The organism is Isoptericola sp. NPDC057391, from assembly GCF_042668085.1.
GTDB lineage: Bacteria > Actinomycetota > Actinomycetes > Actinomycetales > Cellulomonadaceae > Isoptericola.
Genome location: NZ_JBHVBO010000019.1, coordinates 13,958 through 37,395, shown reverse-complemented (window position 1 = coordinate 37,395; position 23,438 = coordinate 13,958). Strand labels below are relative to the sequence as shown.

Here is a 23,438-nt window from a genome sequence, read left to right as displayed (position 1 = left end):
TCGTCGCCGTATCGTCGGGGCCATGGGTGGTGACGGGCGGGACCGGGACTTCACCGACGTCGGGCGGGCGCTCGCCGCGCCGGCGCGGTCGGTGATGGTCGGGCTGCTCATGGACGGCACGGCGCGGCCCGCGGGCGAGCTGGCGCGTGCGGCGGGCATCGGCGCGCCCGCCGCGTCGGAGCACCTGGCGGTCCTCGTCGCGAGCGGGCTGGTGACCGGCCGGGCCCGCGGCAGGCACCGGTACTACGCGCTCGCGGGCGTGGAGGTGGCCGACGCGCTCGAGGCCCTCGGCGCGCTGGCCCGTCCGACGCCCGTGGCGGGGCTCCGGCGCAGCCGGGAGGCCGACCGCCTGGCGGCGGCGCGGTTCTGCTACGACCACCTGGCGGGCCGCCTCGGCGTGGGTCTCGCGGAGGCCTGGGTCGCGCAGGGGTGGCTGGCCGACCCCGAGGTGCTCGCCCTCACCGACGCGGGCGCCGACGGGCTGCGCGGCATCGGCGTCGACGTCGACGGCGCGGTGGCCGCCCGGCGCCCGACGTCGCGGACCTGCCTGGACTGGACGGAGCGCCGCGCGCACCTGGCCGGCGCGCTCGGCGCGGCGGTCGGGACGAGGTTCCTCGACGCGGGGTGGGTGACGCGGACGAGCGGGCGGGGGCTGCGACTCACCCCGAGCGGGAAGCACCTGGTGCGCGAGGCCTGGGGCGTCGAGCTCGCCCCGGGTCCCGCGGACGCCGGCCCGGGACGGGCCTGACGGACGGGCCGGTCAGCCCCGCCGGCCGCTCAGCCCCACAGGCCGCGGGCGACGAGCACGTCGCGCAGCAGGTCGGCGCGGTCGGTGACGATCCCGTCCACGCCGAGGTCGAGGAGGCGGCCCATCTCCCCGGGGGTGTTGATGGTCCACACGTGCACCTGGCGCCCGGCACGGTGGGCGGCGGCGACGGTGGCGGCGTCGACCACGGTCAGGCGGCCCTCGGCGACGGGGACCTGCAGGGCGTCCACCTCGCGCAGCGCGCGGCGGGCGATCGCGTCCACCCGGAGGCGGGCTCCCGCGAGGAACCGCGCCACCTCGCGGCGCCCGGCCGACGTCGCGACCGGCCGGGACAGGCGGGCGACGGTGGCGCGGCGGCGCCGGACGTCGAACGACGTGACGCAGACCCGGTCGTGCGAGCGCGTGCGCTCGATCGCGGCGGCCGTGGGCGCGATCCCCGAGTCCTCCTTGACGTCGACGTTGACGCGCACGTCGGGCCAGGTGCCGAGCACGTCATCGAGGCGCGGCACGGGCTCGCTGCCACCGATGCGCGCGTGCCGCACGACCGACCACGGCAGGTCGGCCACGCGGCCCGTCGCGTCGGTGGTGCGGTCGAGGGACGCGTCGTGCAGGGCGACGGCCACGCCGTCGGCGGTGCCGTGCGCGTCGGTCTCGACGTACCGGAAGCCCAGGTCGACCGCGGCGGCGAACGCCGCCAGCGAGTTCTCCAGGTTCTCCCGGCCGTGCGAGAAGCCGCGGTGCGCCAGCGCGAGGACGGGCAGCGGCGCCCCGTCGGCGCCGCGCGGGTCGAGGTAGGGGTGCGCGGGCGCGGGTCTCACGGCTGCTCCTCGTCGTCGTGTATGTCGTCGCGCGTGTCGTCGTGCATGTCGTCGCGGGTGCGGTCGGTGACCGCGACGCGGGCCCCGGCGTCGGGGGGCCGGACGCCCGGCAGCCGGGCGTCGAGCCAGGCGACGACGCCGTCGAGGTAGGTCCGCCGGGCCGCGTCGGCGGAGAGGGCGAGGTCGTGCACGCCTCCCGGCACGACGAGCGCGTCCACGTCCGCCCCGACGCGGTGCGTCAGGGCCGCGATCCGCCCGACGTCGAGCACGGTGTCCTGCGCGTCGAGCCGCGGGTTGTCGGGTCGGTCGGGGCCGGACGAGTCGCTGCGCGCCACCAGGACCGGCCCGGGGACGGCGAGGCCACGGGCCAGGCGGGCCTGCGCCCGCGTGACCGTGCGGAGCCAGCCGGCGCGGGCCGGGAGCCCCTCGGGGCGCTTCAGCGTGGTGTCGAAGTCCCACCGGCCGCCGTGGGAGGCGTGCTGGTAGGTGGCGTACTCGGAGCGGTTCGCGCTGACGACGGCGAGCGGGCGGCGTCGACCGAGGAGCTCGAGCACCGCGGAGCGGCCCGCGTCCGCGAGCCGCGAACCGCTGAGGGAGAAGAACGGGGAGTTCAGCACCAGGAGGTCGGGCCCGTGCGCCGGGTCGTCGCGGGCCGCGTGCGCCCACAGCGCCGCGCCCAGGCCGCCCGTCGAGTGCGCGTGCACGACGAGCGGCAGTCCGGGCTCGAGCTCGCGGACCGCGTGCGCCGCGGCGGACAGGTCCGCGCCCGCCTCGCGCAGGCTCGCGACGTAGTGCGGCGGGAGCGGGTCGTCGGCGCCGGGGCCGCCGTCGAGCAGGGACCGTCCCGCGCGGCGCAGGTCGACGGCGCAGAACGCGTGCCCGGCGGCCACCACCGCGCGCGCCAGGTGCGCCTGGAAGAAGTAGTCGTTGTACCCGTGCACGTGCAGCACGACGGCGCGCGGCCGCTGCGGCCGGTCGACGGCCCGCACCAGCGTCGCGGGGCCGAGCGGGCGTTCCTCGAAGGCCGCGCCCAGGAGCCGGTCGACCCGCCACCGCGCCGCCGGGGCCGGGCGCGGGGACGGGGAGGGCGCGTGCACGGCGCGATCGTAGCCGCGCCCCGCCGCGCAGGCTCGGCGCCGCCCCGGGGTCAGCCGACGTCGAGCGCCGCGCGGCGCAGCTGCTCGAAGTGGTCGGCCCGCCGCTCGGCGAGGTACGGCACGCGGCGCAGCGGTGCGGCGATCTCCCACGCGCGCCGGTGCTCGCCGGCGTGGAACGCGGCGTACGCCTTGGCCAGCTCCAGCACCTCGGGGAACGGGATGCCGCCCGTGACGTCGTCGCCGAGCCGGTCCTGGACGCGGGAGATCAGGTCGAGCTGTTCGTCGACGTCGGCCTCCTGCCGGGCGATGCGGTCCAGCACGGCGGCGGGCACGGGCTCGCGCACGACGAACGCCAGGGTGGAGCGCACGGGCGGGCCCACCAGGTCGACCCACGGCAGCAGCGCGCCGGTGCTGTGGTGCAGCCACGGCAGGCGCGGGCTCGCGAAGTCCTGGTGCAGCACCACGGCCCCGGGGGCGAGCAGCGGGAAGAAACGCTCGGCGACGAGGCGGAACACGCGCGGGGTCTTCGCGATGTCCACGTGCAGCAGCTCGATCGTCGCGTGCGGGGGGTCCGTCGAGGTCTCGGCGAGGTCCCCGGCGTGGACGTCCAGGAGGTCGAGGTACCCCGCGAGGTGGGCGCGGAAGTCGGCCAGGAACGAGCCGTCCGCGCCGGGCCCGTCGTCGGCGAAGCGCGGGCTGGCGAACGTGCCCCGGCCCACGCGGAACCAGTCGTAGGCGTGCAGCCGGTGGTGCGCCCGGTCGAACACCGAGTTCTCGGCGAGGCCCTGCGCCAGCGCGACCGTGGAGCCGCCGCCCCCCGACCCGAGCTCGACGACGTCGCCACGCCCGGACCAGAGGTCCCGCGCCACGAGGTAGAGGAAGGCCCGCTCCCACTCGCTCACCTGCGTGTACGGGCCGACGGGCAGCTCCACCTCCGCCAGCGCCGCGTACCGGTCGCGCCAGTCGACGAGGGGTTCGGGGAGCGGGGCGGTGCCGGTGCCGGGCGCGGGGGTGTGCGGCGTCGTCATGCGGGCGGTCCCTCCGTCGGTCGGGGTCGGGCCGGCGTCGTCGCCGGTCGGCCCTCCCGACGCTCGCACCGCGGGGTGACGCCCGGGCGGCCCGCAGATGAAGCCCTGGTGACGACACGACGGCCACCCCTGCCGCTGCACCACCCGGGTCCGGCAGACTGCACGCTCATGAGCGACCAGCACGACGCGACGGACCCCGCGGGCACCGACGACGTCCCGCGCACGTCCGGGCAGGGCGTCGCCGTGCCCCCGGCACCGGTCCCGCGCCGCCAGGTGGTCTCCTGGGCGATGTGGGACTGGGCCACCCAGCCCTTCAACACCGTGATCGTCACGTTCGTGTTCACGGCGCTGTACCTCACGAGCGACGCCTTCCTCGCGCCCGAGGTGGCCGCGCTGCCGGCCACGGACCCGGCGCACGAGCGTGCCCTGGCCGGCCTCACCAGCGGGCTGGGGCTCTGGATCACGGTGGGCGGGCTGCTCGTGGCCCTCCTCGCCCCCGTGCTCGGCCGCCGCGCGGACGTCGAGGGTCGCCGCAAGGCCTGGGTGGGTGGCGCGACCCTTGTCATGGTCCTGGCCATGGCGGCGCTCTTCGCCGTCCGCGCCGACCCGGTCTGGTTCGTGCTCGGCGCCGCCCTGGTGTCGCTCGGCAGCGTGGCGAGCGAGATCGCCGGCGTGAACTACAACGCGATGCTCGTGCAGGTCTCGACGAAGGCCACGGTCGGCAGGGTCTCGGGCCTCGGGTGGGGGCTGGGCTACCTGGGCGGGATCGTCGCGCTCGTCCTCGTGGTGGTGGCGCAGGCCTTCGACTGGTGGGGGATGCCGACCGACGACGGGCTCGCGTACCGGGTCATCGCCGTCGGGTGCGCCCTGTGGGCCGTGGCCTTCGCCTGGCCGCTGTTCCGGTACGTGCCCGAGGCGCCGCCCGCGGACGACCGCCCGCGGGTCGGGTTCTTCGCCGGATACGTCGTGCTGGTGCGCGACGTGGTGGCCCTGTACCGCCACGAGCGGCCCACCTTCTGGTTCCTGCTCGCCAGCGCCGTCTACCGCGACGGGCTGTCCGCCGTGTTCACGTTCGGCGCCGTCATCGCCGCGGTCTCCTTCCGGTTCGGCGACGACGCAGTGATCGCGTTCGGCATCGCCGCCAACCTGCTCGCCGGCCTGAGCACGATCGTCGCCGGGCGCCTCGACGACCGGTTCGGCCCGCGCGCCGTGATCATCGGGTCGCTCACCGGGCTCGTGGCGTGCGGGCTGCTCGTCGTCGCGCTGCACGGGTTCGGGCCCGTCGTGTTCTGGGTGGCGGGCCTGGCCCTGACCTGCTTCGTCGGCCCGGCGCAGGCCGCGTCCCGCTCCCTGCTGGCACGGGTCGCGCCCGCCGGGCGGGAGTCCGAGATCTTCGGCCTCTACGCCACGACGGGTCGCGCCGTGTCGTTCCTCGCCCCCTCGATGTGGACCCTGCTCATCGCGCTCACGGGGGCCACGATCTGGGGCACCCTGGGCATCGTCGCCGTGATCCTCGTGGGACTCGTGCTCATGCTCAAGGTGACGGTGGGGCGTCGGGAGCCTGCGCGTCCCGACGCCGCCGCCCCGCTGCCCTGATCTCGGCGGCGACCGCCTCCAGGTCGGCCAGCGGGGCCAGGTGCCGTAGCTTGTCGGGGTTGATGACGCCGTCGATCCGAGTGATGCGGCCGCCGGAGATTCGCAGGGAGTACGTGCCGATGACGCCGCCGCCCACGGAGTCGTCGGCGTACGCGATCAGCCCCGGGCCGCCGTTGACGACGGTCGCCTCGATGCGTGCCGGCGCGCCCCGCCTCGCGAAGCCCGACAGCAGCCGGGCCACCGCCACGTTCCCCGACACCGGCCGCGACACCGCCAGCCCTGTGGGCACGTTGCCGCCGCTGTCGCCGGTGAGGGCGACGTCGTCGGCCAGCAGGGCCACCAGCGCGTCGACGTCGCCCAGCTCGGTCGCCGCGATGAACCGCCGCACCAGCTCCGCCGCGTGCGGGTCGTCCCCGCGGGCGGCGGGCGTGTCCGTGGGGGGCGCCTCCGAGTCCCGCCGGGCCGCCACCCGGCGCCGGGCCCGGGACGCGAGCTGCCGCGCGGCCAGCTCGGTCGTCCCGATCACCCGGGCCGACTCCCGGTGGGGGTAGCCGAACACGTCGTGCAGGAGGAACGCGGCCCGCTCCGCCGGCGTGAGGGTCTCCAGCAGCACGAGGAACGCCGTGGACAGGTCGTCGGCGAGCTCGGCGTGCGCGGCGGCCTCGCGCCCCGCCGACCCCGCCGCCACGACGTCCCCGACGAGCGGCTCCGGCACCCACTCGCCGACGTACGACTCGCGGCGGACCCGCGCCGAGCGCAGCACGTCCAGCGCGATCCGGGTCGCGACGGTCGTCGTGTACGCCGCCGGGTTCACGACCGCGGCGTCGACCGCGCCGACGGGCGCCACGCGCAGCATGGCCTCCTGGGCGACGTCCTCCGCCTCCGTGACGCTGCCGAGCATCCGGTAGGCGGCGCCGAACGCGACCCGGCGCAGGTCCTCGAGGTCGGTGACGCGGTCGGTGACCCGGTCGGTGGCGCGGTCGGTGGGTCGGTCGGTCGCGCGCCCGGCGCGTCGCCGGGCCGGGTGCTGCGTGCGTGGCATGCTGCCCATCCTTCCGCGGGGCGGGCGTTCCGCCCCGTACCGCCGACGACGCGGCGCGGCGCGACGTGACGCGAGCTGACGTGAGATGACGGTGCGCCGGGTGCGGTGCGCGCTCGCGCGCCGCACGATGGACCCGTGGGAGACGTCGAGGACTACCTGGCCACGCTGTCCGGGGCGGAGCGCGACGCCGTCGCGCGCGTCTACGCGCGGGCGCGGTCCCTGGTGCCCGACGTCGAGGAGGGCCGCGGCTACGGCATGCCCGCGCTGCGCTACCGCGGTAGCCCGCTGGTGAGCGCCGTGGTCACGCGCACACACGTGGGCCTCTACCCGTTCAGCCCGGACGTGGTCGCGGCGCTCGCGGGCGACCTGGAGGGGTTCCGCACCACGAAGGGGTCCGTCTCGTTCCAGCCCGAGGCGCCGCTGCCGGACGACGTCGTCGACCGGCTGGTGCTCGCGCGCCGCGACGAGATCGACGCGCGAGCCCGCTGACCGCGCTCACCCCGGCGGCACGTTGACGTTGCCGCGGAACAGGTTCTGCGGGTCGTAGCGCCGCTTGAGTTCGCGCAGCCGGTTCCAGGTCGCGCCGGGGTAGGCGGCCCGCGCCACGTCGACGCCGCCGTCGAGGCAGAAGTTCGCGTACGCGCCGTCGGCACCCCGCAGCCGGGCCGCGAGCGCGTCCACCCACGGCTGGTACCCGGCGGCGGTGGCCGCGTCGCGCGCGACGGCGGCGACGTTGCCGACCACCCGGGCCGTCCGGTGGGCGTAGGCGGTCGCGTCGGCGGGCACCTCGGCCACCGCGCCGCCCAGCACCCGGAGCTGGGCGGCGCGCATGAGCGCGTCGGACCCCTCCAGCTGGTCCAGCAGGTGCGCCGCGGCGGCCTCGTCGAGCCCGTCGGCGAGGAACGAGCGACCGGTGGCCACGACCGGGCCGCCCTGCGGACCGCCCTCCAGCAGGCTCGGGTAGGGCGCGGTGCGCAGGCCGTCCAGGAGCGCGCCGCCGGCGCGGGCCGCGACGTCCCGCAGCGGCGCGAGCGCGGCGTCCGCGCTCTCCACCGGCCCGGACCAGCAGGCGTTCGCCATCACGACGAGACGCCCGTGCCACTCCGCCGGGATCATCGGCATCGGGGGCGCCGGCATCACCATGACGACCATCGTCAGCTCCGGCGGCGCGGCGTCGGCGGCCGCGACCACGCCGGCGACGGACTCGGGGGTCGCCGGCATGAGGAGCACCCCGCCGACCACCTGCGACACGTCGTGCAGCGCGAACCGGAACCGGGTGACGACGCCGAAGTTGCCCCCGCCGCCGCGCAGCGCCCAGAACAGGTCGGGCTCGTGGTCGGCGTCGGTGCGCACCACCTCGCCGTCGGCCGTGACGACCTCTGCCTCGACCAGGCTGTCGATGGTCATGCCGAGGGACCGGGACAGCAGGCCGATGCCGCCACCGAGGGTGATCCCCCCGACGCCGACCGACCCCGTGTCGCCGAACGGCGTGGCGAGGCCCGCCGCGCCGACGGCGGCCGAGTACGCGCCGGCGGTGATCCCGCCGCCCGCCCAGGCGGTGCGGCCCTCGGCGTCGAGGTCGACGCCGTCGAGGCCGCGCAGGTCGAGCGTGAGGGCGCCGTCGGCGGCGCCGAGCCCGAACACGGAGTGACCGCCCGAGCGGACGGAGACCTCGACGCCGGCGTCGCGCGCGAAGCGCACCGCGCGGACCACGGCGTCGGTGTCGGCGGGTCGGACGACGGCGGCCGGGCGCTGCTCGACCCCGCCGGGCTCGACGGTCCGGGCGGCGCCGTAGTCGTCGTCCTCGGGAGCCACGACGGGGGTGGCGGCGCCGAGCGCGGTGCGCAGCGCCTCGACCGGGACGGGGGGACGGGTGGGGGGAACGGGGGACTGGGACATGTCGCTGCTCCTCGTCGTGGGGGGATGGCGTGCCGGGCACGCCGGGGCGCTCGGGTGCTGTCGCGTTCAGATGCTGTCCGTCAGGACCGTGCGGGGACGGGATCCTCATCGGCAGCATCCCGTACACCCGACGGGAATGCGACGGAATTCGTGACCTCCCCGACGACGGCCGGCCGGGTGCGAACGACCAGCACGGTCGCGACCAGCGCGAGCGCCGCCGCGAGGCCGAGGCACACCGCGTACGCCGCCGCGCCGACCCGGTCGTGCAGCGCCCACAGGAGCGCGCCCGTGCCGGCGAGCGCCAGCGACGACGCGACGGCGTCCGCCACCTGGAGCGCCGACATCGACACGCCCTGCGCCGCCGGCGGGGCCAGCTCCAGCACGAGCAGGTTGAGGGTCGGGTACGTCAGGCCCATCCCGAGGCCGCCCAGCACCCACGGGACGGCGGCCGCCGCGAGCGGCACCCCCGGCGCCACGAGGAGGGCGACGCCGGCGGTGCCCAGCACGAGCGAGAGCCCGCCCGCCCGCAGGTACCCCGCGTGCGACAGCCCGCGCAGGCCTCGCCCGCGCGCCCACGACCCGGCGGACCAGCCGAGCACGCTCAGCGTGAGGACCGCCCCGGCGAACGCCGGGGAGAGCCCCCGCTCCCGCGTCAGGGCCAGCGGCAGCAGCACCTCCGCGCCGACGAACGCCGCCGCGACGAGCGCGCGGACCAGGACGACCGTGCCCAGGCCGCGCGACCCGCGCAGCACCGCGCGCGCGACGGGCCGCCAGGACGCGCCGGCGTCGGGCGCGGCGCCCGGCGGCGCGCCGGGGCCGCGCGCGCCCCGCGCCGCGGTCAGGCCCGGCCGCAGCGCGAGGAGAGCGGGGACGGCCACCACCGGGACCGCCAGGAAGACCCACCGCCACCCGAGGTACTGCGTCACCGCCCCCGCCAGCAGCGGCCCGACCACCCCGGGTACCACCCACGCCGCCGCGAACCACGCGAAGACCTTCGCCCGCCGCGCCTCGGGGAACACCCGCGCCACGAGCACGAACAGCGCCACGCCCTCCAGGCCAGCACCCGCGCCCTGCAGCGTGCGCCCGACCAGCAGCACGGGCATGCTCGGCGCGAGCCCAGCCACGACCACGCCCCCCAGGAACAGGGCGATGCCGGTCCACAACGGCGGGGTCGGGCCGCGGCGGTCCGTCCACGGTCCCGCCACGAGCATCCCCACCACGCCCGCCGCGGACGCCGCGGCGAACGCCAGCGTGTACAGGCGCAGCCCGTCGAGCTCGGCGGCCACCGTCGGCATCGCCGTCGAGACCGCCAGCGACTCGAACGCCCCGAGCGCGACGTACGCCACCATGCCCACGAGCACCGTGCGCTGCGCCCGCGCGTCCAGCAGCCCGCCGTGCGACCCGTCGGACGCGCCGCCGGGGGACGCGCCGGTCATCCGAGGACCACCTTCCCGACCGTGCGGCGCTCCTCGAGCTCACGGTGCGCTCGCGCGGCCTCCGCGAACGCCACCCGGTGGGTGAGCACGCGCCACTGGCCCGACGCGGCCCGCTCCAGGGCCCGGCGCTGGTAGGCGCGCAGGTCGCCGAACGCGGGCGCGCCCGGCCCGACGACGGCCCGCACCTCGATCGGGTCGCCCCCCGGGGTGACGGCGCTCGCGGCCGCGGGGTTCGAGCTCCCGGAGGCCCACCCCTGCACGACGAGCCGGCCACCCGGGCCGAGCAGCGCCGCGGCCCGTGCCCCCAGGTCGCCGCCGACGCCGTCGATCAGCAGGGTCGCGGCCGGCGCCCGCAGGCGCCCGAGCGCCGCGCGCGCGTCGGCGGGCCAGGACGGCGCGGCGACGTCGACGACGGCGAGGCGCTGCCCGGCGTCGGGCACGAGACCCCGCACCGCGCGGACCTTGCGCGCCCCGCCGGCCAGGGCGAGGACGCCAGCGCCGGCGTCCAGCGCGGACTGCACGAACAGGGAGCCGAGGCCGCCCGCGGCGGCGGTGATCGCCACGACGTCGTCGGGGCCGACCTGCGCGACCTCCAGCGCCATGAGGGCCGTGCGACCCGTGCCGATCATGGCGACGGCGTCGGCCAGGTCGAGCCGGTCGGGCAGGCGGTGCACGGCCTCGACGGGCGCGACGGCGAGGCGCGCGTACCCGCCCCCGTCGGGGGTGGCGCCCAGGTGGGCGGCGACCCGGGCCCCGAGCCAGTCGTCCCCCACGCCCGGGCCGACGGCGACCACCGTGCCCGCCACCTCGCGGCCGGGGATCGCGGGGAGGCGGGGCGCGGGCAGGGGGCCGGAGGCGTCGCCGCGGCGCAGGGTGGTGTCCAGCAGGTGCACGCCGTGCACGCGGGCGGCGACGAGCACCTGGTCGGGGCCGGGCACGGGGTCGGGGACCTGCTCGAGGACGAGGGTCTCGGGCGGGCCGTAGGTGTGGTGACGGATGGCGTCCATCCCGTCATGCTGTGACCTGAACTATGGTTGAGGTCAAGGGTCGGGAGGCCGCCGCGCGGGGAAGGACACGGATCGTGCCGGAGCAGGCCACCGAGAGGGTCCCGTGGGACCACGTCGAGCTGACCGTCGGGGAGGTGGCCGCGCGCAGCGGCGTCGCCGTCTCCGCCCTGCACTTCTACGAGCGCCGCGGGCTCATCGCCAGCCGCCGCACGGCGGGCAACCAGCGCCGCTACCGGCGCGACGTCCTGCGCCGGGTCTCGTTCATCCGGGTCTCCCAGCGGGTCGGCATCCCTCTGGCGCGCATCGCCGAGGCGCTCGAGACCCTGCCCGCCGACCGCGCGCCGAACGTCCGCGACTGGGAGCGTCTGTCCACGGCGTGGCGCGCCGACCTCGACGCGCGGATCGAGCAGCTCGAGCGCCTGCGCGACGACCTCACCGACTGCATCGGGTGCGGGTGCCTGTCGCTGAGCCGCTGCGTGCTGGCCAACCCGCACGACGCGCTCGGCGACGACGGCCCCGGCCCGCGCCGGCTGCTCGTCGACGACCCGGACTGATCCGACCGGCGGGTCGGCTCTGACGGACGCACTCACGCGGACGGCCGGGACGCCGGCCCGGACGTCCCCGTACCCTCGGGCCATGACTCACGTCCTCGTCCTCAACGGTCCCAACCTCGGTCGGCTCGGCGTGCGCGAGCCCGAGATCTACGGCCACGCGTCCATGGCCGACCTCGAGCGGGAGTCCGCCGTCTGGGGGAGCGAGCTGGGCGTCACGGTCGACGTGCGCCAGACCGACGACGAGTCGGAGCTCGTGGGCTGGCTGCACGAGGCCGTGGACGCCCGCGCGCACGTGGTGCTCAACCCCGCCGCGTTCACGCACTACAGCTACGCGCTGCGGGACGCCGCCGCCCAGGTGACGTCGTCCGGCCTGCTGCTCGTCGAGGTGCACCTGTCGAACCCCGCCTCGCGCGAGTCGTTCCGGCACTACTCCGTCGTGGCCGGGATCGCGACGGGGACGATCGCAGGCTTCGGCTTCGACTCCTACCGGCTGGCGCTCGACGCCCTGGCGCACAAGCTCCAGTCCTGAAGCACAGCAGATCCACGGTGCAGGCTTGAGGCAGATCAGGCCTGCACCCTTGAGCGAAGCGGGACAAGGCTCTAGCCTGAAGTCATGATCGTCGTGACCGCGGACCAGCGGGGCAGCACGGGTGCCGGTGACTGCGTGCCCGAGGCCCTGACGCTCGTCGCGGCGCGGGTGCGAGGACGGCCGGGGGTCGTGCTGCCCTTCGACCGCACGGTCGGGGACGAGCTCCAGGGCGCGCTCGCCGCGGACGAGGACGGCGCGGCACTGGCCGTCGACGTCGTCCTCGACCTGGTGCGCGACGGCGGGTGGTCCGTGGGCATCGGGCTCGGCGCCGTCGACCGCCCGCTGCCGACGGAGTCGAGAGCGGCCTCCGGCGCGGCGTTCGTGCGGGCCCGAGCGGCTGTCGACCGCGCGAAGCGGCGCGGTCGGGGCAGCGTGCCCCTGGCCGTGGTGGGCCCCCAGGAGGAGCCGCGCGCGACCGTCACCGCCGACGCGCAGGCGCTCCTGCACCTGCTGGGGGCCGTCGTCGCGCGGCGCTCCGCGGCAGGGTGGGAGGCGGTCGATACGCTCGTCGCGCAGCGCGGCCCGGCGCCGCAGCGGGCGTCCGCGGCGGCGTTGGGCGTCAGCGAGCAGGCCGTGAGCCAGCGGCTGCGTGCCGCGCTCTGGGCCGAGGACGCGGCGGCCCGGCCGCTGGCGGCGCGCCTGCTGCGGGCGGCGGGCGCCGACCCGGGCGACGAGGACCCGAGCGACGAGGACCCGGGCGACGACGCGCACGGCGCCCGCGACGACGAAACAGGGGAGGGGCACGCACGGTGAGCTTCGGAGCGGTGGCGGCGGACGTCGCGGTGTGGCTGGTGGGCCTGGCCGCGAGCGTGGGCGGCGGTGCCTGGCTCGTGCCGTGGGTGCTCCGGCACGCCGAGCGGGAGCCGCAGGTGGCGGCGGAGGCGGTGGCCGTGCTGCGCGGCGGCACCTGGATCGGCCTGCTCGAGCGGTTGTGCGTCACCGGCTCGCTGCTCGCCGGCTACCCGGAGGGCGTGGCGGTCGTCGTCGCGGTCAAGGGGCTCGGCCGGTTCCCCGAGCTGCGCGAGCACCCCGTCGCGAGCGAGCGGTTCGTGGTCGGCACGCTGGCGTCGCTCGCGTGGTCGGCGGCCCTGGGCCTCGCGGGCCACGTGCTGCTGGTCGCGCTGTAGAATGTTCCGGGCCCTCTGCGGCCCCGCACGCCGACTTCCGCACGACCTCCGCTCAGCACCCGACCGCACCCCGAACCTGAGGACGAACAAGAAACGTGGCTACCTCCAACGACATCAAGAACGGCACCGTGCTCCGCATCGACGGTCAGCTCTGGACGATCATCGAGTTCCAGCACGTCAAGCCGGGCAAGGGTGGCGCGTTCGTCCGCACCAAGATGAAGAACGTCGTGTCGGGCAAGACGGTCGACAAGACCTTCAACGCGGGCATCAAGATCGAGACCGCGAACGTGGACCGCCGCGACTTCCAGTACCTGTACATGGACGGCGCCGACTACGTCTTCATGGACACCGACACCTACGACCAGATCACCGTGCCCGGCGCCACCGTCGGCGACGCGGCGAACTACATGCTCGAGGGCATGAACATCATGGTCGCCTCCAACGACGGCACCCCGCTGTACGTCGAGCTCCCGTCGTCCGTGGTCCTGGAGATCACCTACACGGAGCCGGGCCTGCAGGGCGACCGGTCCACCGGCGGCACCAAGCCCGCCACGCTCGAGACGGGCGCGGAGATCCAGGTCCCGCTGTTCCTCGAGCAGGGCACCAAGGTCAAGGTCGACACGCGTGACGGGTCGTACCTGGGCCGCGTGAACGACTGACGGGCGCCCGCTGACATGGGTGCACGCACCAAGGCGCGCAAGCGTGCCGTCGACATCCTCTTCGAGGCGGAGCAGCGCGGGATCGACCCGCAGGTGCTCGTCGCGGACCGGGTGATCGAGCCGCACACCGAGGCCGCCGTGCCGCAGTACACGGTCGACCTCGTGGAGGGCGTCGCCGCCCACCGCGAGCGCATCGACGAGCTGCTGGCCACCTACTCGCAGGGGTGGACCGTGGAGCGCATGCCCGCGGTCGACCGCGCGCTGCTGCGGATCGGCACCTGGGAGCTGCTGTACAACGACGACGTCCCCGACGCCGTCGCCGTGGACGAGGCGGTCGACCTCGCCGGGCAGCTCTCGACGGACGACTCGCCGTCGTTCGTCAACGGGCTGCTGGGCCGGCTCGTCGACATCAAGCCGACGCTGTTGATCTGACCGCACCCTGGGGTGCGCGGACGAAGGGCGGGAATCCTGACCAGGGTTCCCGCCCTTCGTGCTCCCCGCGACCGGTCGGGTGTGACGCAGGACGCGCCCGCATCGTGGGCACGCTCACCGTCGGCGCGGGGGCGACGGGATAGGGTGGAGGCCGTCAGAACGACACCCTTTAACCCCGTCCCGTGAGGCGGAGAAGGAGGTCGCCAGTGACTGCTGGCACCGGCATGCCCGGAACACCCGAACCGCGCGACGTCCCCGAGGGGACCGTCGTGCTCGGCGCGAGCGACGTCGCCCGCGCCCTCACCCGCATCGCGCACGAGATCGTCGAGCGCGCCAAGGGGGCCCAGGACGTCGTCCTGCTCGGCATCCCGACCCGCGGCGTCACCCTCGCCGCCCGCCTCGCGCAGCGCCTCGCGAGCATCGACCCCGGTTTCGACCCGGAGCGCGACCTCGGCGAGCTGGACGTCACGATGTACCGCGACGACCTGCGCCGCCAGCCCACCCGCGCGGTCGGCGTCACCCGCCTGCCCGCTGCGGGGATCGAGGGCAAGACGGTCGTCCTCGTCGACGACGTGCTCTTCTCCGGCCGCACGATCCGCGCCGCGCTCGACGCCATCGGCGACCTCGGCCGCCCGCAGGCCGTCCGCCTCGCCTGCCTCGTCGACCGGGGTCACCGCGAGCTGCCGATCCGCCCCGACTTCGTGGGCAAGAACCTCCCCACGGCCCAGACGGAGCGGGTGCGCGTCCTGCTCGCGGAGGTGGACGGCTCCGACGCCGTGGTGATCAGCGGGCGCGAGCCCGGCGCCGCGACCCCGACCCACCAGGCCGGCGAGGGGGACGAGCGATGAGGCACCTGCTCTCCACCGCCGACCTCGCCAAGGACGAGGCGATCGAGCTCCTCGACACCGCCGCGCAGATGGCCGCCACGCAGTCCCGCGAGATCAAGAAGCTGCCGACGCTGCGCGGCCGCACCGTGGTGAACCTCTTCTTCGAGGACTCCACCCGCACCCGCATCTCGTTCGAGACGGCAGCCAAGCGGCTGTCCGCGGACGTCATCAACTTCTCGGCCAAGGGGTCGAGCGTCTCCAAGGGCGAGTCCCTCAAGGACACGGCGCTCACGCTGCACGCGATGGGTGCCGACGCCGTGGTGGTCCGGCACTGGGCCTCGGGCGCGCCGTACCAGCTCGCGCACGCCGGCTGGCTCGACGCGGCCGTGCTCAACGCCGGCGACGGCACGCACATGCACCCCACGCAGGCGCTGCTCGACGCGTACACGATCCGCCGCCATCTCGGCGGGCACGGCGTGGGCCTGCGCCGCGGCGGGGACGACGGCGTCGGCGCGGACCTCGCGGGCGTCAAGGTCGCGATCGTCGGCGACGTCCTGCACTCGCGCGTCGCGCGGGCCAACGTGTGGCTGCTGCGCACGCTGGGCGCCGAGGTGACGCTGGTCTCGCCGCCCACGCTGCTGCCGGTCGGGGTCGAGACCTGGCCGTGCCGCACGTCCTACGACCTGGACGCCACGCTCGCCGACTGGCAGCCGGACGCCGTGATGATGCTGCGCGTGCAGCGCGAGCGGATGTCAGGGGGAGCGGGCGCGTTCTTCCCGAGCCCGCTGGAGTACACCCGCTACTTCGGCCTCGACGGCCGCCGCCTCGCGCTGCTGCCCGCGCACTCGATCGTCATGCACCCCGGCCCGATGAACCGCGGGCTGGAGATCTCCGCCGAGGCGGCCGACTCGGAGCGTGCCGTCATCGTGGAGCAGGTCGCCAACGGCGTGGCCGTGCGCATGGCCTCGCTCTACCTGCTGCTGTCGGGCACCGCTTCGTCCGCCTCTGCGCCAGCCCCGGCGCCGGCCTCTGCGCCCGCCCCTGTCTCACCCGCCACCGAAGGGACCGCCCTGTGACCACGACCTATGTGCTGCGCGGGGCCCGTCCCCTCGGCGGCGAGCCCGCCGACGTCGTCCTCTCCGGCGGCGTGATCGCCCAGGTCGCGGCCCCCGGCGCCGCTGACGTGCCCGCCGGCGACGACGTCGTCGAGATCGCGGCCGACGGGCACGTGCTGCTGCCCGGCCTGGTCGACCTGCACACCCACCTGCGCGAGCCGGGCCGCGAGGACGCCGAGACGGTCGCGTCCGGCACCCGTGCCGCTGCGGCGGGCGGCTTCACCGCCGTGCACGCCATGGCGAACACGTCGCCGGTGGCGGACACCGCCGGCGTGGTCGAGCAGGTGTGGCGCCTGGGCCAGGAGGCCGGCTGGGTCGACGTGCACCCGGTCGGGGCCGTCACCGTGGGCCTCGGCGGCGAGCGCCTCGCGGAGCTCGGCGCGATGGCCGACTCCGCCGCCCGCGTCCGGGTCTTCTCCGACGACGGCAAGTGCGTGCACGACCCGATCCTCATGCGCCGCGCGCTGGAGTACGTCAAGGCGTTCGACGGCGTCGTCGCGCAGCACGCGCAGGAGCCGCGCCTCACCGAGGGCGCCCAGATGAACGAGGGCGTCGTGTCCGCGGAGATCGGGCTCGCCGGCTGGCCCGCGGTCGCGGAGGAGGCGATCATCGCCCGCGACGTGCTGCTCGCCGAGCACGTCGGCTCGCGCCTGCACGTGTGCCACCTGTCGACCGCCGGCTCGGTCGAGATCGTCCGGTGGGCCAAGGGCCGCGGCATCGACGTCACCGCCGAGGTGACGCCGCACCACCTGGTCCTCACGGACGAGCTCGCCCGCACCTACGACCCGACGTACAAGGTGAACCCGCCGCTGCGCACCGCCGAGGACGTCGAGGCGGTGCGCGCCGGCCTCGCCGACGGCACCATCGACATCGTCGCCACGGACCACGCCCCGCACACCCGCGAGGACAAGGACTGCGAGTGGGGCGCCGCGGCGTTCGGCATGACCGGGCTCGAGACGGCCCTGTCGGTCGTGCAGCAGACCATGGTCGACACCGGCCGACTGACCTGGGCCGACGTCGCCCGCGTGCTGTCCACCAACCCGGCCCGGATCGGCCGGGTCACCGACCACGGCCGACCGGTCGAGGTCGGCGAGCCCGCCAACCTCACCCTGGTGGACCCGGCCGCCACGCGGACCGTCGACGGCGCCGCCCAGGCCACCGCGAGCGGCAACACCCCCTTCGCGGGGCGCGAGCTGCCCGGCCGCGTGGTGGCGACGTTCCTGCGCGGCCGCGCCACGGTGCTGGACGGCGCGCCCGTCGAGCCCGCCGCTGCGCCCGCCGTCCAGCGGGGAGGCGCACGATGAACCTCCCGATGCCCGTCGCCGTCGGGATCTGGGTCGTGGTCGGCGTCCTGCTGCTGCTCGTGATCCTCACGGGCCGGCGCCGGCTCGCCGCCCGCACCCGGGACACGGTGCCCGTGCCGCCGGCCGTGCCCGAGGACCTCGGCGCGCTGCGCCTCGGCCCCCTCGAGGCCACGTACGTCTCCTCGACCCTCGCGGGGGACTGGCTGGCCCGCGTCGGAGCCCACCACCTCGGCGACCGCTCCACCGCCCGCGTGTCGGTGCACGACGCCGGCGTCCTGGTCGAGCGCGACGGTGCCCCGGACGTGTTCGCGCCGGTCGGCGCCCTGCGCGGCGTCGGGCTCGCCCCGGGCATGGCCGGCAAGTACGTCGGCGCCGACGGCCTGGTCGTCGTCACCTGGGAGGACCCGGAGGCCGGCGGCGTGCCCGCCGTCGCCCTCGACACGGGCCTGCGCACGCGCCACGAGCCCGACCGCTCCCGCCTGGTCGACGCCGTGCGCCACCTCATGACCTCAGCCCCCGCACCGAAGGACGAGCAGTGACCTCCAGCTCCCTGACCAGCCCTGCACCGAGCTCCGTGCCGAGCCCCGCACCCGCGCCGCACGCGGCCCTCCTCGTCCTCGAGGACGGCACCGTCGCCCGCGGCCGCGCCTACGGCGCGCGCGGCGCGACCTTCGGCGAGATCGTCTTCTCCACCGGCATGACCGGCTACCAGGAGACGCTCACCGACCCGTCCTACCACCGGCAGATCGTCGTCATGACGGCCCCGCACGTCGGGAACACCGGCATCAACGACGAGGACCCGGAGTCCGGCAAGATCTGGGTCGCCGGCTACGTGCTGCGCGACCCGGCCCGCCGCGTGTCCTCCTGGCGCGCGGACCGCTCTCTCGAGGAGGAGCTCGCCGCCCAGGGCGTCGTGGGCATCAGCGACGTCGACACCCGCAAGCTCACGCGCCACCTGCGCGAGCTGGGCGTCATGCGCGCCGGGATCTTCTCCGGCGACGCGCTGGTGCGCGAGGTCGCCGGCGGCACGCTCGTCGAGCGGTCCGTCCCGGAGCTGGTCGCCGAGGTGCAGGCCTCCCCGCAGATGGCGGGCGCCAACCTCTCCCCGGAGGTGACGACCGAGCAGGCGTACGTCGTCGAGCCGTCGGGCGAGTTCGCCGGGCAGGCGCCCCTCGCGACCGTCGTCGCCGTCGACCTGGGGATCAAGGCCATGACCCCGGCGCGTCTCGCGCAGCGGGGCGTGCGCGTCCACGTCGTGCCCCAGTCGGCCACGATCGCCGACGTCGAGGCGCTGCTGCCCACCGACGGCTCGCCCACCGGCGTGTTCTTCTCCAACGGCCCCGGCGACCCGTCGTCGGCCACGCACGAGATCGAGCTGCTGCGCGGCGTGCTGGACCGCGGCATCCCGTTCTTCGGCATCTGCTTCGGCAACCAGCTGCTGGGCCGCGCCCTGGGGTACGGCACCTACAAGCTCGGGTACGGCCACCGCGGCATCAACCAGCCGGTCATGGACCGCACCACGGGCAAGGTCGAGGTCACGGCGCACAACCACGGCTTCGCCGTCGACGCGCCGCTCGACGCCGTCTCCACGGCGCCGCACGACGCCGAGCGCACCGACGGCCGCGCCTACGGGCGGGTCATCGTGTCCCACGTCGGCCTCAACGACCAGGTGGTCGAGGGCCTGACGGCGCTGGACGTGCCCGCCTTCTCGGTGCAGTACCACCCCGAGGCCGCCGCCGGCCCGCACGACAGCGCCTACCTCTTCGACCGCTTCGTCGAGCTCATGACCACCCGCGAGCCCGTGACCGTCCCCGCCGCCACGCTGGCCGCGCTGAAGGAGAACTGATGCCCCGCCGTTCCGACCTCTCCTCCGTCCTGGTCATCGGCTCCGGCCCGATCGTCATCGGCCAGGCCTGCGAGTTCGACTACTCCGGCACGCAGGCCTGCCGCGTGCTCAAGGAGGAGGGCCTGCGCGTCGTCCTCGTGAACTCGAACCCGGCCACGATCATGACCGACCCGGAGTTCGCCGACGCCACGTACGTCGAGCCGATCACCACCGAGGTGCTCACCTCGATCATCGCCAAGGAGCGCCCCGACGCCCTCCTGCCCACCCTGGGCGGCCAGACGGCGCTCAACGCCGCCATCGCCCTCGACGAGGCCGGCGTCCTGGAGCAGTACGACGTCGAGCTCATCGGCGCGAACATCCCCGCCATCCAGAAGGGCGAGGACCGCCAGCAGTTCAAGGACGTCGTCGAGAAGTGCGGCGGCGAGTCCGCCCGCTCCGTGATCGTGCACACCGTGGAGGAGGCCGTCGCCGCGGCCGCCGACCTCGGCTACCCGATGGTCGTGCGCCCGTCGTTCACGATGGGCGGCCTCGGCTCCGGCTTCGCGTACGACGAGCGGGAGCTGCGCCGCATCGTCGGGCAGGGCCTGCACTACTCGCCGACCACCGAGGTGCTCCTGGAGGAGTCCATCCTCGGCTGGAAGGAGTACGAGCTCGAGCTCATGCGCGACAAGGACGACAACGTCGTGGTCGTCTGCTCGATCGAGAACGTCGACCCGGTCGGCGTGCACACCGGCGACTCGGTGACCGTCGCCCCCGCGATGACGCTCACCGACCGCGAGTACCAGAAGCTGCGCGACATCGGCATCGCCGTCATCCGCGAGGTCGGCGTCGACACCGGCGGCTGCAACATCCAGTTCGCCGTCGACCCCGACACGGGGCGCGTCATCGTCATCGAGATGAACCCGCGCGTGTCGCGCTCCTCGGCCCTCGCGTCGAAGGCGACCGGCTTCCCGATCGCGAAGATCGCGGCGAAGCTCGCCGTGGGGTACACGCTCGACGAGATCCCCAACGACATCACGCGCGTCACGCCGGCCAGCTTCGAGCCCACGCTCGACTACGTGGTCGTCAAGGTCCCGCGGTTCGCGTTCGAGAAGTTCCCCGCCGCCGACCCGACGCTCACCACGACCATGAAGTCGGTGGGCGAGGCCATGGCCCTCGGCCGCAACTTCACCGAGGCGCTCGGCAAGGCCCTCCGCTCGATCGACAAGGGCGGCGTCGCGTTCCACTGGGACGGCGCCGCGCCGTCGGGCGCGGAGCTCGACCAGCTGCTCGCCGAGATCGTGCGCCCCACCGAGCACCGCATGGTCGGCGTCCAGCAGGCCCTGCGCGCCGTCGTCGCCGGGCACACCACCCTCGAGGCCGTGTTCGACGCGACCAAGATCGACCCCTGGTTCCTCGACCAGATCCTGCTGATGAACGAGGTCGCCGCCGAGGTCGCCGCGAGCCCCACGCTCACCGAGGAGGTGCTGCGCCGCGCCAAGCGGCACGGCCTGTCCGACGTGCAGGTCGCGCGGCTGCGCGGCATGGGCCCGGCGGGGGAGGCCACCGTCCGCGAGGTGCGGCGCGCCCTCGGCGTCCGCCCGGTCTACAAGACGGTCGACACCTGCGCCGCGGAGTTCGCGGCCCGCACGCCGTACCACTACTCGTCCTACGACGAGGAGACCGAGGTGGCGCCCCGCGAGCGCGAGGCCGTCATCATCCTGGGGTCGGGCCCGAACCGGATCGGCCAGGGCATCGAGTTCGACTACTCGTGCGTGCACGCGGCCCTGACCCTGTCGGAGCGGTACGAGACCGTCATGGTCAACTGCAACCCGGAGACCGTCTCGACGGACTACGACACCTCCGACCGGCTGTACTTCGAGCCCCTCACGTTCGAGGACGTCCTCGAGGTCTACGAGGCCGAGCTCGCCGCGGGCCCCGTCAAGGGCGTCATCGTGCAGCTCGGCGGGCAGACGCCGCTCGCTCTCGCGCAGCGCCTCGCCGACGCGGGCGTGCCGATCCTCGGCACCTCGCCGGAGGCCATCGACGCCGCGGAGGACCGCGGCATCTTCGGCCAGGTCCTGCTCGACGCCGGCCTGCCCGCGCCGGCGTTCGGCACGGCCCGCTCGCTGGGCCAGGCCCGCGAGGTGGCCGAGACGATCGGCTACCCGGTGCTGGTGCGCCCGTCGTACGTGCTGGGCGGTCGCGGCATGGAGATCGTCTACTCCGCCGAGCAGCTCACCGAGTACGTCGAGCGCGCGCTCGAGGCGGCTGCGGCGGACGAGCGCACCGCGGGCGGCCTGCTGCCCGCGCCGCTGCTCATCGACCGCTTCCTCGACGACGCGATGGAGATCGACGTCGACGCCCTGTACGACGGCGAGGAGATGTTCCTCGGCGGCGTCATGGAGCACATCGAGGAGGCCGGCATCCACTCGGGCGACTCGGCCTGCGTGCTGCCGCCGGTCTCGCTGTCGGCCGCGGAGGTCGAGCGCATCCGTCGCTCCACCGAGGCGATCGCGAAGGGCGTCGGCGTGCGGGGCCTGCTCAACGTGCAGTACGCGCTCGTCTCGGACGTCCTGTACGTGCTCGAGGCGAACCCGCGCGCGTCGCGCACCGTGCCCTTCGTGTCCAAGGCGACGGGTACCTCGATGGCCAAGGCCGCGGCCCGGGTCATGGTTGGCGAGTCGATCGCCGAGCTGCGCGCGGCGGGCGTCCTGCCCGAGGGCGACGGCGGCACCCTCGACCTGGGCGCGCCGCTGGCCGTCAAGGAGGCCGTGCTGCCCTTCAAGCGGTTCCGCACCGCCGAGGGTCAGGTCGTCGACACGGTGCTCGGCCCGGAGATGCGCTCCACCGGCGAGGTCATGGGCTTCGACAAGGACTTCCCGCACGCGTTCGCGAAGTCGCAGGCCGCCGCGTTCGGCGGGCTGCCGACCGCGGGCCGGGTGTTCGTGTCGGTCGCCGACCGCGACAAGCGCTCGATCATCTTCCCGGTGAAGCGGCTCGCGGAGCTGGGCTTCGAGGTGCTCGCCACGGCCGGCACGGCGCAGGTGCTGCGCCGCAACGGCATCGGCAGCACGGTGGTGCGGAAGTTCTCCGAGGGCCGCGGCGCCGACGGCGAGCCGACGATCGTCGACCTCATCACCGACGGCGACGTGGACCTCGTGGTCAACTCGCCGTCCGGCCAGGGCGCGCGCGCCGACGGCTACGAGATCCGCGCGGCCACCACGGCGGCCGACAAGCCGATGATCACCACGGTGGACCAGCTCGCCGCGGCGGTGCAGGGCATCGAGGCGGTGCGCGGCGGCCCGTTCGACGTCGCGAGCCTGCAGGAGCACACGGCGGCGACGCGCGAGCGGCTCGGTGCGGGCGCGGCGGCGGGGGTGCCGGCGTGAGCGGGGCGGCGCCCTTCGGTGCCCGCCTCGCCGCGGCGATGGACGCGCACGGGCCGCTGTGCGTGGGCATCGACCCGCACGCGTCGCTGCTCGCGGCCTGGGGGCTGGCCGACGACGCCGCCGGCGTCCGCGAGTTCGGGCTGCGCGTCGTGGACGCGCTCGGCGGGCGGGTCGCGGCCCTCAAGCCGCAGGCCGCGTTCTTCGAGCGGCACGGCTCGGCCGGCGTCGCGGCGCTGGAGGACGTGATCGCCGCGTCGCGGGCCGTCGGGACGCTGACGATCGTCGACGCGAAGCGCGGCGACATCGGCTCGACCATGGGCGCGTACGCGGACGCCTTCCTGGCGGACGGCTCGCCGCTCGCCGGGGACGCCGTGACGGTGTCGCCCTACCTCGGCTTCGGGTCGCTGGCGCCGGCCGCCGAGCTGGCCGCCCGCACCGGGCGCGGGATCTTCGTGCTGTGCCTCACCTCCAACCCGGAGGGCCACGAGGTGCAGCACGCCGTCGGGCCCGACGGCGCGAGCGTGGCGGCGTCGGTCGCCGCCCAGGCGGCGGCGCTGAACGCCGGTGCCGTCGCCGAGGGGCTGCCGATGGGCTCGGTCGGCCTCGTCGTGGGCGCCACCGTCGGCGACGCCGCCCGGGAGACCGGGACGGACCTCGTGGCGGTGCGCGGTCCGCTGCTGGCGCCCGGCGTGGGCGCACAGGGCGCGGGGGAGCGGGAGCTCGCCTCGGCGTTCGGGGACGCCCGACGGCAGGTGCTCGCGTCGTCGTCCCGGGGCGTCCTCGCCGCGGGGCCCGACGCCGAGGGGCTGCGCGCCGCCGCGGCGACCGCCGTCGCGGACGCGCGGGCCGCGCTGCGTCCCTGACGCCGCGGCGCTCTCGGAGCGGACGACGGGCCCGCCCCCTATGGAGACTTCCGGGGGCGGGC

Annotated in this window: 23 protein-coding genes; 16 read left to right on the top strand and 7 right to left on the bottom strand. The window is 75.7% G+C overall.

Annotated elements, in window-relative coordinates; genetic code table 11:
* Window positions 1–22: 22 nt before the first annotated feature.
* A complete protein-coding gene (locus ACFUVW_RS04855; protein ID WP_430570222.1) occupies window positions 23–748 on the top strand; it encodes an ArsR/SmtB family transcription factor in 726 nt (241 codons plus the stop codon).
* A 29-nt stretch (window positions 749–777) separates the two neighbouring features.
* On the opposite strand, the gene ACFUVW_RS04850 is transcribed toward ACFUVW_RS04855, so the two are convergent.
* From ACFUVW_RS04850 to ACFUVW_RS04840, 3 genes are read right to left on the bottom strand one after another with little or no spacing between them, the layout of a single operon-like run.
* Complete coding sequence (locus ACFUVW_RS04850) at window positions 778–1,584, bottom strand: glycerophosphodiester phosphodiesterase family protein (protein ID WP_430570221.1); 807 nt, start codon at window positions 1,582–1,584, stop codon at window positions 778–780.
* Window positions 1,581–2,681 carry a serine aminopeptidase domain-containing protein gene (locus ACFUVW_RS04845; RefSeq protein WP_430570220.1) on the bottom strand — a complete coding sequence of 367 codons (1,101 nt, stop codon included), beginning with the start codon at window positions 2,679–2,681 and terminating at the stop codon, window positions 1,581–1,583. The genes ACFUVW_RS04850 and ACFUVW_RS04845 overlap by 4 nt, the downstream gene beginning before the upstream one ends.
* Before the next feature lie 50 nt (window positions 2,682–2,731).
* Window positions 2,732–3,709, bottom strand: coding sequence for a class I SAM-dependent methyltransferase (locus ACFUVW_RS04840; protein ID WP_430570219.1), 978 nt, complete (start codon window positions 3,707–3,709; stop codon window positions 2,732–2,734).
* Window positions 3,710–3,877: 168 nt separating this feature from the next.
* On the opposite strand from ACFUVW_RS04840, the gene ACFUVW_RS04835 reads away from it, so the two are divergent.
* Window positions 3,878–5,305, top strand: a complete 1,428-nt coding sequence (locus ACFUVW_RS04835) for an MFS transporter (protein ID WP_430570218.1) — start codon at window positions 3,878–3,880, stop codon at window positions 5,303–5,305.
* Here the strand turns inward: ACFUVW_RS04835 and sigJ are convergent.
* A complete protein-coding gene (gene sigJ / locus ACFUVW_RS04830) occupies window positions 5,244–6,347 on the bottom strand; it encodes an RNA polymerase sigma factor SigJ (RefSeq protein WP_430570217.1) in 1,104 nt (367 codons plus the stop codon). The two genes, ACFUVW_RS04835 and sigJ, sit on opposite strands and share 62 nt — an antisense overlap.
* A 135-nt stretch (window positions 6,348–6,482) precedes the next feature.
* On the opposite strand from sigJ, the gene ACFUVW_RS04825 reads away from it, so the two are divergent.
* Window positions 6,483–6,836: an iron chaperone gene (locus ACFUVW_RS04825; protein WP_430570216.1), complete on the top strand. Its 354-nt coding sequence runs from the start codon at window positions 6,483–6,485 to the stop codon at window positions 6,834–6,836.
* A gap of 6 nt (window positions 6,837–6,842) precedes the next feature.
* Here ACFUVW_RS04825 and ACFUVW_RS04820 read toward each other — a convergent pair whose 3' ends face one another.
* From ACFUVW_RS04820 to ACFUVW_RS04810, 3 genes are all read right to left on the bottom strand, one after another.
* Entirely contained in the window at window positions 6,843–8,246 is a 1,404-nt protein-coding gene (locus tag ACFUVW_RS04820) for an FAD-binding oxidoreductase (RefSeq protein WP_430570215.1), read from the bottom strand.
* A gap of 80 nt (window positions 8,247–8,326) precedes the next feature.
* Complete coding sequence (locus ACFUVW_RS04815) at window positions 8,327–9,682, bottom strand: MFS transporter (protein WP_430570214.1); 1,356 nt, start codon at window positions 9,680–9,682, stop codon at window positions 8,327–8,329.
* A complete protein-coding gene (locus ACFUVW_RS04810) occupies window positions 9,679–10,689 on the bottom strand; it encodes an alcohol dehydrogenase catalytic domain-containing protein (protein ID WP_430570213.1) in 1,011 nt (336 codons plus the stop codon). The genes ACFUVW_RS04815 and ACFUVW_RS04810 overlap by 4 nt, the downstream gene beginning before the upstream one ends.
* 74 nt (window positions 10,690–10,763) lie before the next feature.
* On the opposite strand from ACFUVW_RS04810, the gene soxR reads away from it, so the two are divergent.
* The 13 genes from soxR to pyrF all read left to right on the top strand — a co-directional run bounded on the left by soxR (window position 10,764) and on the right by pyrF (window position 23,376).
* Window positions 10,764–11,243, top strand: a complete 480-nt coding sequence (gene soxR, locus ACFUVW_RS04805; RefSeq protein ID WP_430570212.1) for a redox-sensitive transcriptional activator SoxR — start codon at window positions 10,764–10,766, stop codon at window positions 11,241–11,243.
* Between the two features lie 82 nt (window positions 11,244–11,325).
* A complete protein-coding gene (locus ACFUVW_RS04800) occupies window positions 11,326–11,772 on the top strand; it encodes a type II 3-dehydroquinate dehydratase (protein WP_430570211.1) in 447 nt (148 codons plus the stop codon).
* A gap of 84 nt (window positions 11,773–11,856) precedes the next feature.
* A complete protein-coding gene (locus ACFUVW_RS04795; RefSeq protein ID WP_430570210.1) occupies window positions 11,857–12,585 on the top strand; it encodes a hypothetical protein in 729 nt (242 codons plus the stop codon).
* Window positions 12,582–12,959 (top strand): hypothetical protein, encoded by a 378-nt coding sequence (locus ACFUVW_RS04790; RefSeq protein WP_430570209.1) that lies wholly within the window; start codon window positions 12,582–12,584, stop codon window positions 12,957–12,959. Before ACFUVW_RS04795 ends, ACFUVW_RS04790 begins: the two co-directional genes overlap by 4 nt.
* Window positions 12,960–13,054: 95 nt before the next feature.
* Window positions 13,055–13,618, top strand: a complete 564-nt coding sequence (gene efp, locus ACFUVW_RS04785; protein WP_430570208.1) for an elongation factor P — start codon at window positions 13,055–13,057, stop codon at window positions 13,616–13,618.
* A gap of 15 nt (window positions 13,619–13,633) precedes the next feature.
* Window positions 13,634–14,050: a transcription antitermination factor NusB gene (nusB, locus tag ACFUVW_RS04780; protein WP_429763561.1), complete on the top strand. Its 417-nt coding sequence runs from the start codon at window positions 13,634–13,636 to the stop codon at window positions 14,048–14,050.
* A gap of 224 nt (window positions 14,051–14,274) precedes the next feature.
* Window positions 14,275–14,898, top strand: coding sequence for a bifunctional pyr operon transcriptional regulator/uracil phosphoribosyltransferase PyrR (gene pyrR, locus ACFUVW_RS04775; RefSeq protein WP_430570228.1), 624 nt, complete (start codon window positions 14,275–14,277; stop codon window positions 14,896–14,898).
* Window positions 14,895–15,953 carry an aspartate carbamoyltransferase catalytic subunit gene (locus tag ACFUVW_RS04770; RefSeq protein WP_430570207.1) on the top strand — a complete coding sequence of 353 codons (1,059 nt, stop codon included), beginning with the start codon at window positions 14,895–14,897 and terminating at the stop codon, window positions 15,951–15,953. Before pyrR ends, ACFUVW_RS04770 begins: the two co-directional genes overlap by 4 nt.
* Window positions 15,950–17,296 (top strand): dihydroorotase, encoded by a 1,347-nt coding sequence (locus tag ACFUVW_RS04765; protein ID WP_430570206.1) that lies wholly within the window; start codon window positions 15,950–15,952, stop codon window positions 17,294–17,296. Before ACFUVW_RS04770 ends, ACFUVW_RS04765 begins: the two co-directional genes overlap by 4 nt.
* The gene (locus ACFUVW_RS04760; RefSeq protein ID WP_430570205.1) at window positions 17,293–17,835 is read left to right on the top strand and encodes a hypothetical protein; all 543 of its coding nucleotides are present in this window, start codon (window positions 17,293–17,295) and stop codon (window positions 17,833–17,835) included. Before ACFUVW_RS04765 ends, ACFUVW_RS04760 begins: the two co-directional genes overlap by 4 nt.
* Before the next feature lie 35 nt (window positions 17,836–17,870).
* A complete protein-coding gene (gene carA / locus ACFUVW_RS04755; RefSeq protein ID WP_430570227.1) occupies window positions 17,871–19,142 on the top strand; it encodes a glutamine-hydrolyzing carbamoyl-phosphate synthase small subunit in 1,272 nt (423 codons plus the stop codon).
* Window positions 19,142–22,513: a carbamoyl-phosphate synthase large subunit gene (gene carB, locus ACFUVW_RS04750; protein ID WP_430570204.1), complete on the top strand. Its 3,372-nt coding sequence runs from the start codon at window positions 19,142–19,144 to the stop codon at window positions 22,511–22,513. Before carA ends, carB begins: the two co-directional genes overlap by 1 nt.
* A complete protein-coding gene (pyrF, locus tag ACFUVW_RS04745; RefSeq protein ID WP_430570203.1) occupies window positions 22,510–23,376 on the top strand; it encodes an orotidine-5'-phosphate decarboxylase in 867 nt (288 codons plus the stop codon). Before carB ends, pyrF begins: the two co-directional genes overlap by 4 nt.
* The last annotated feature ends 62 nt before the right edge of the window (window positions 23,377–23,438 follow it).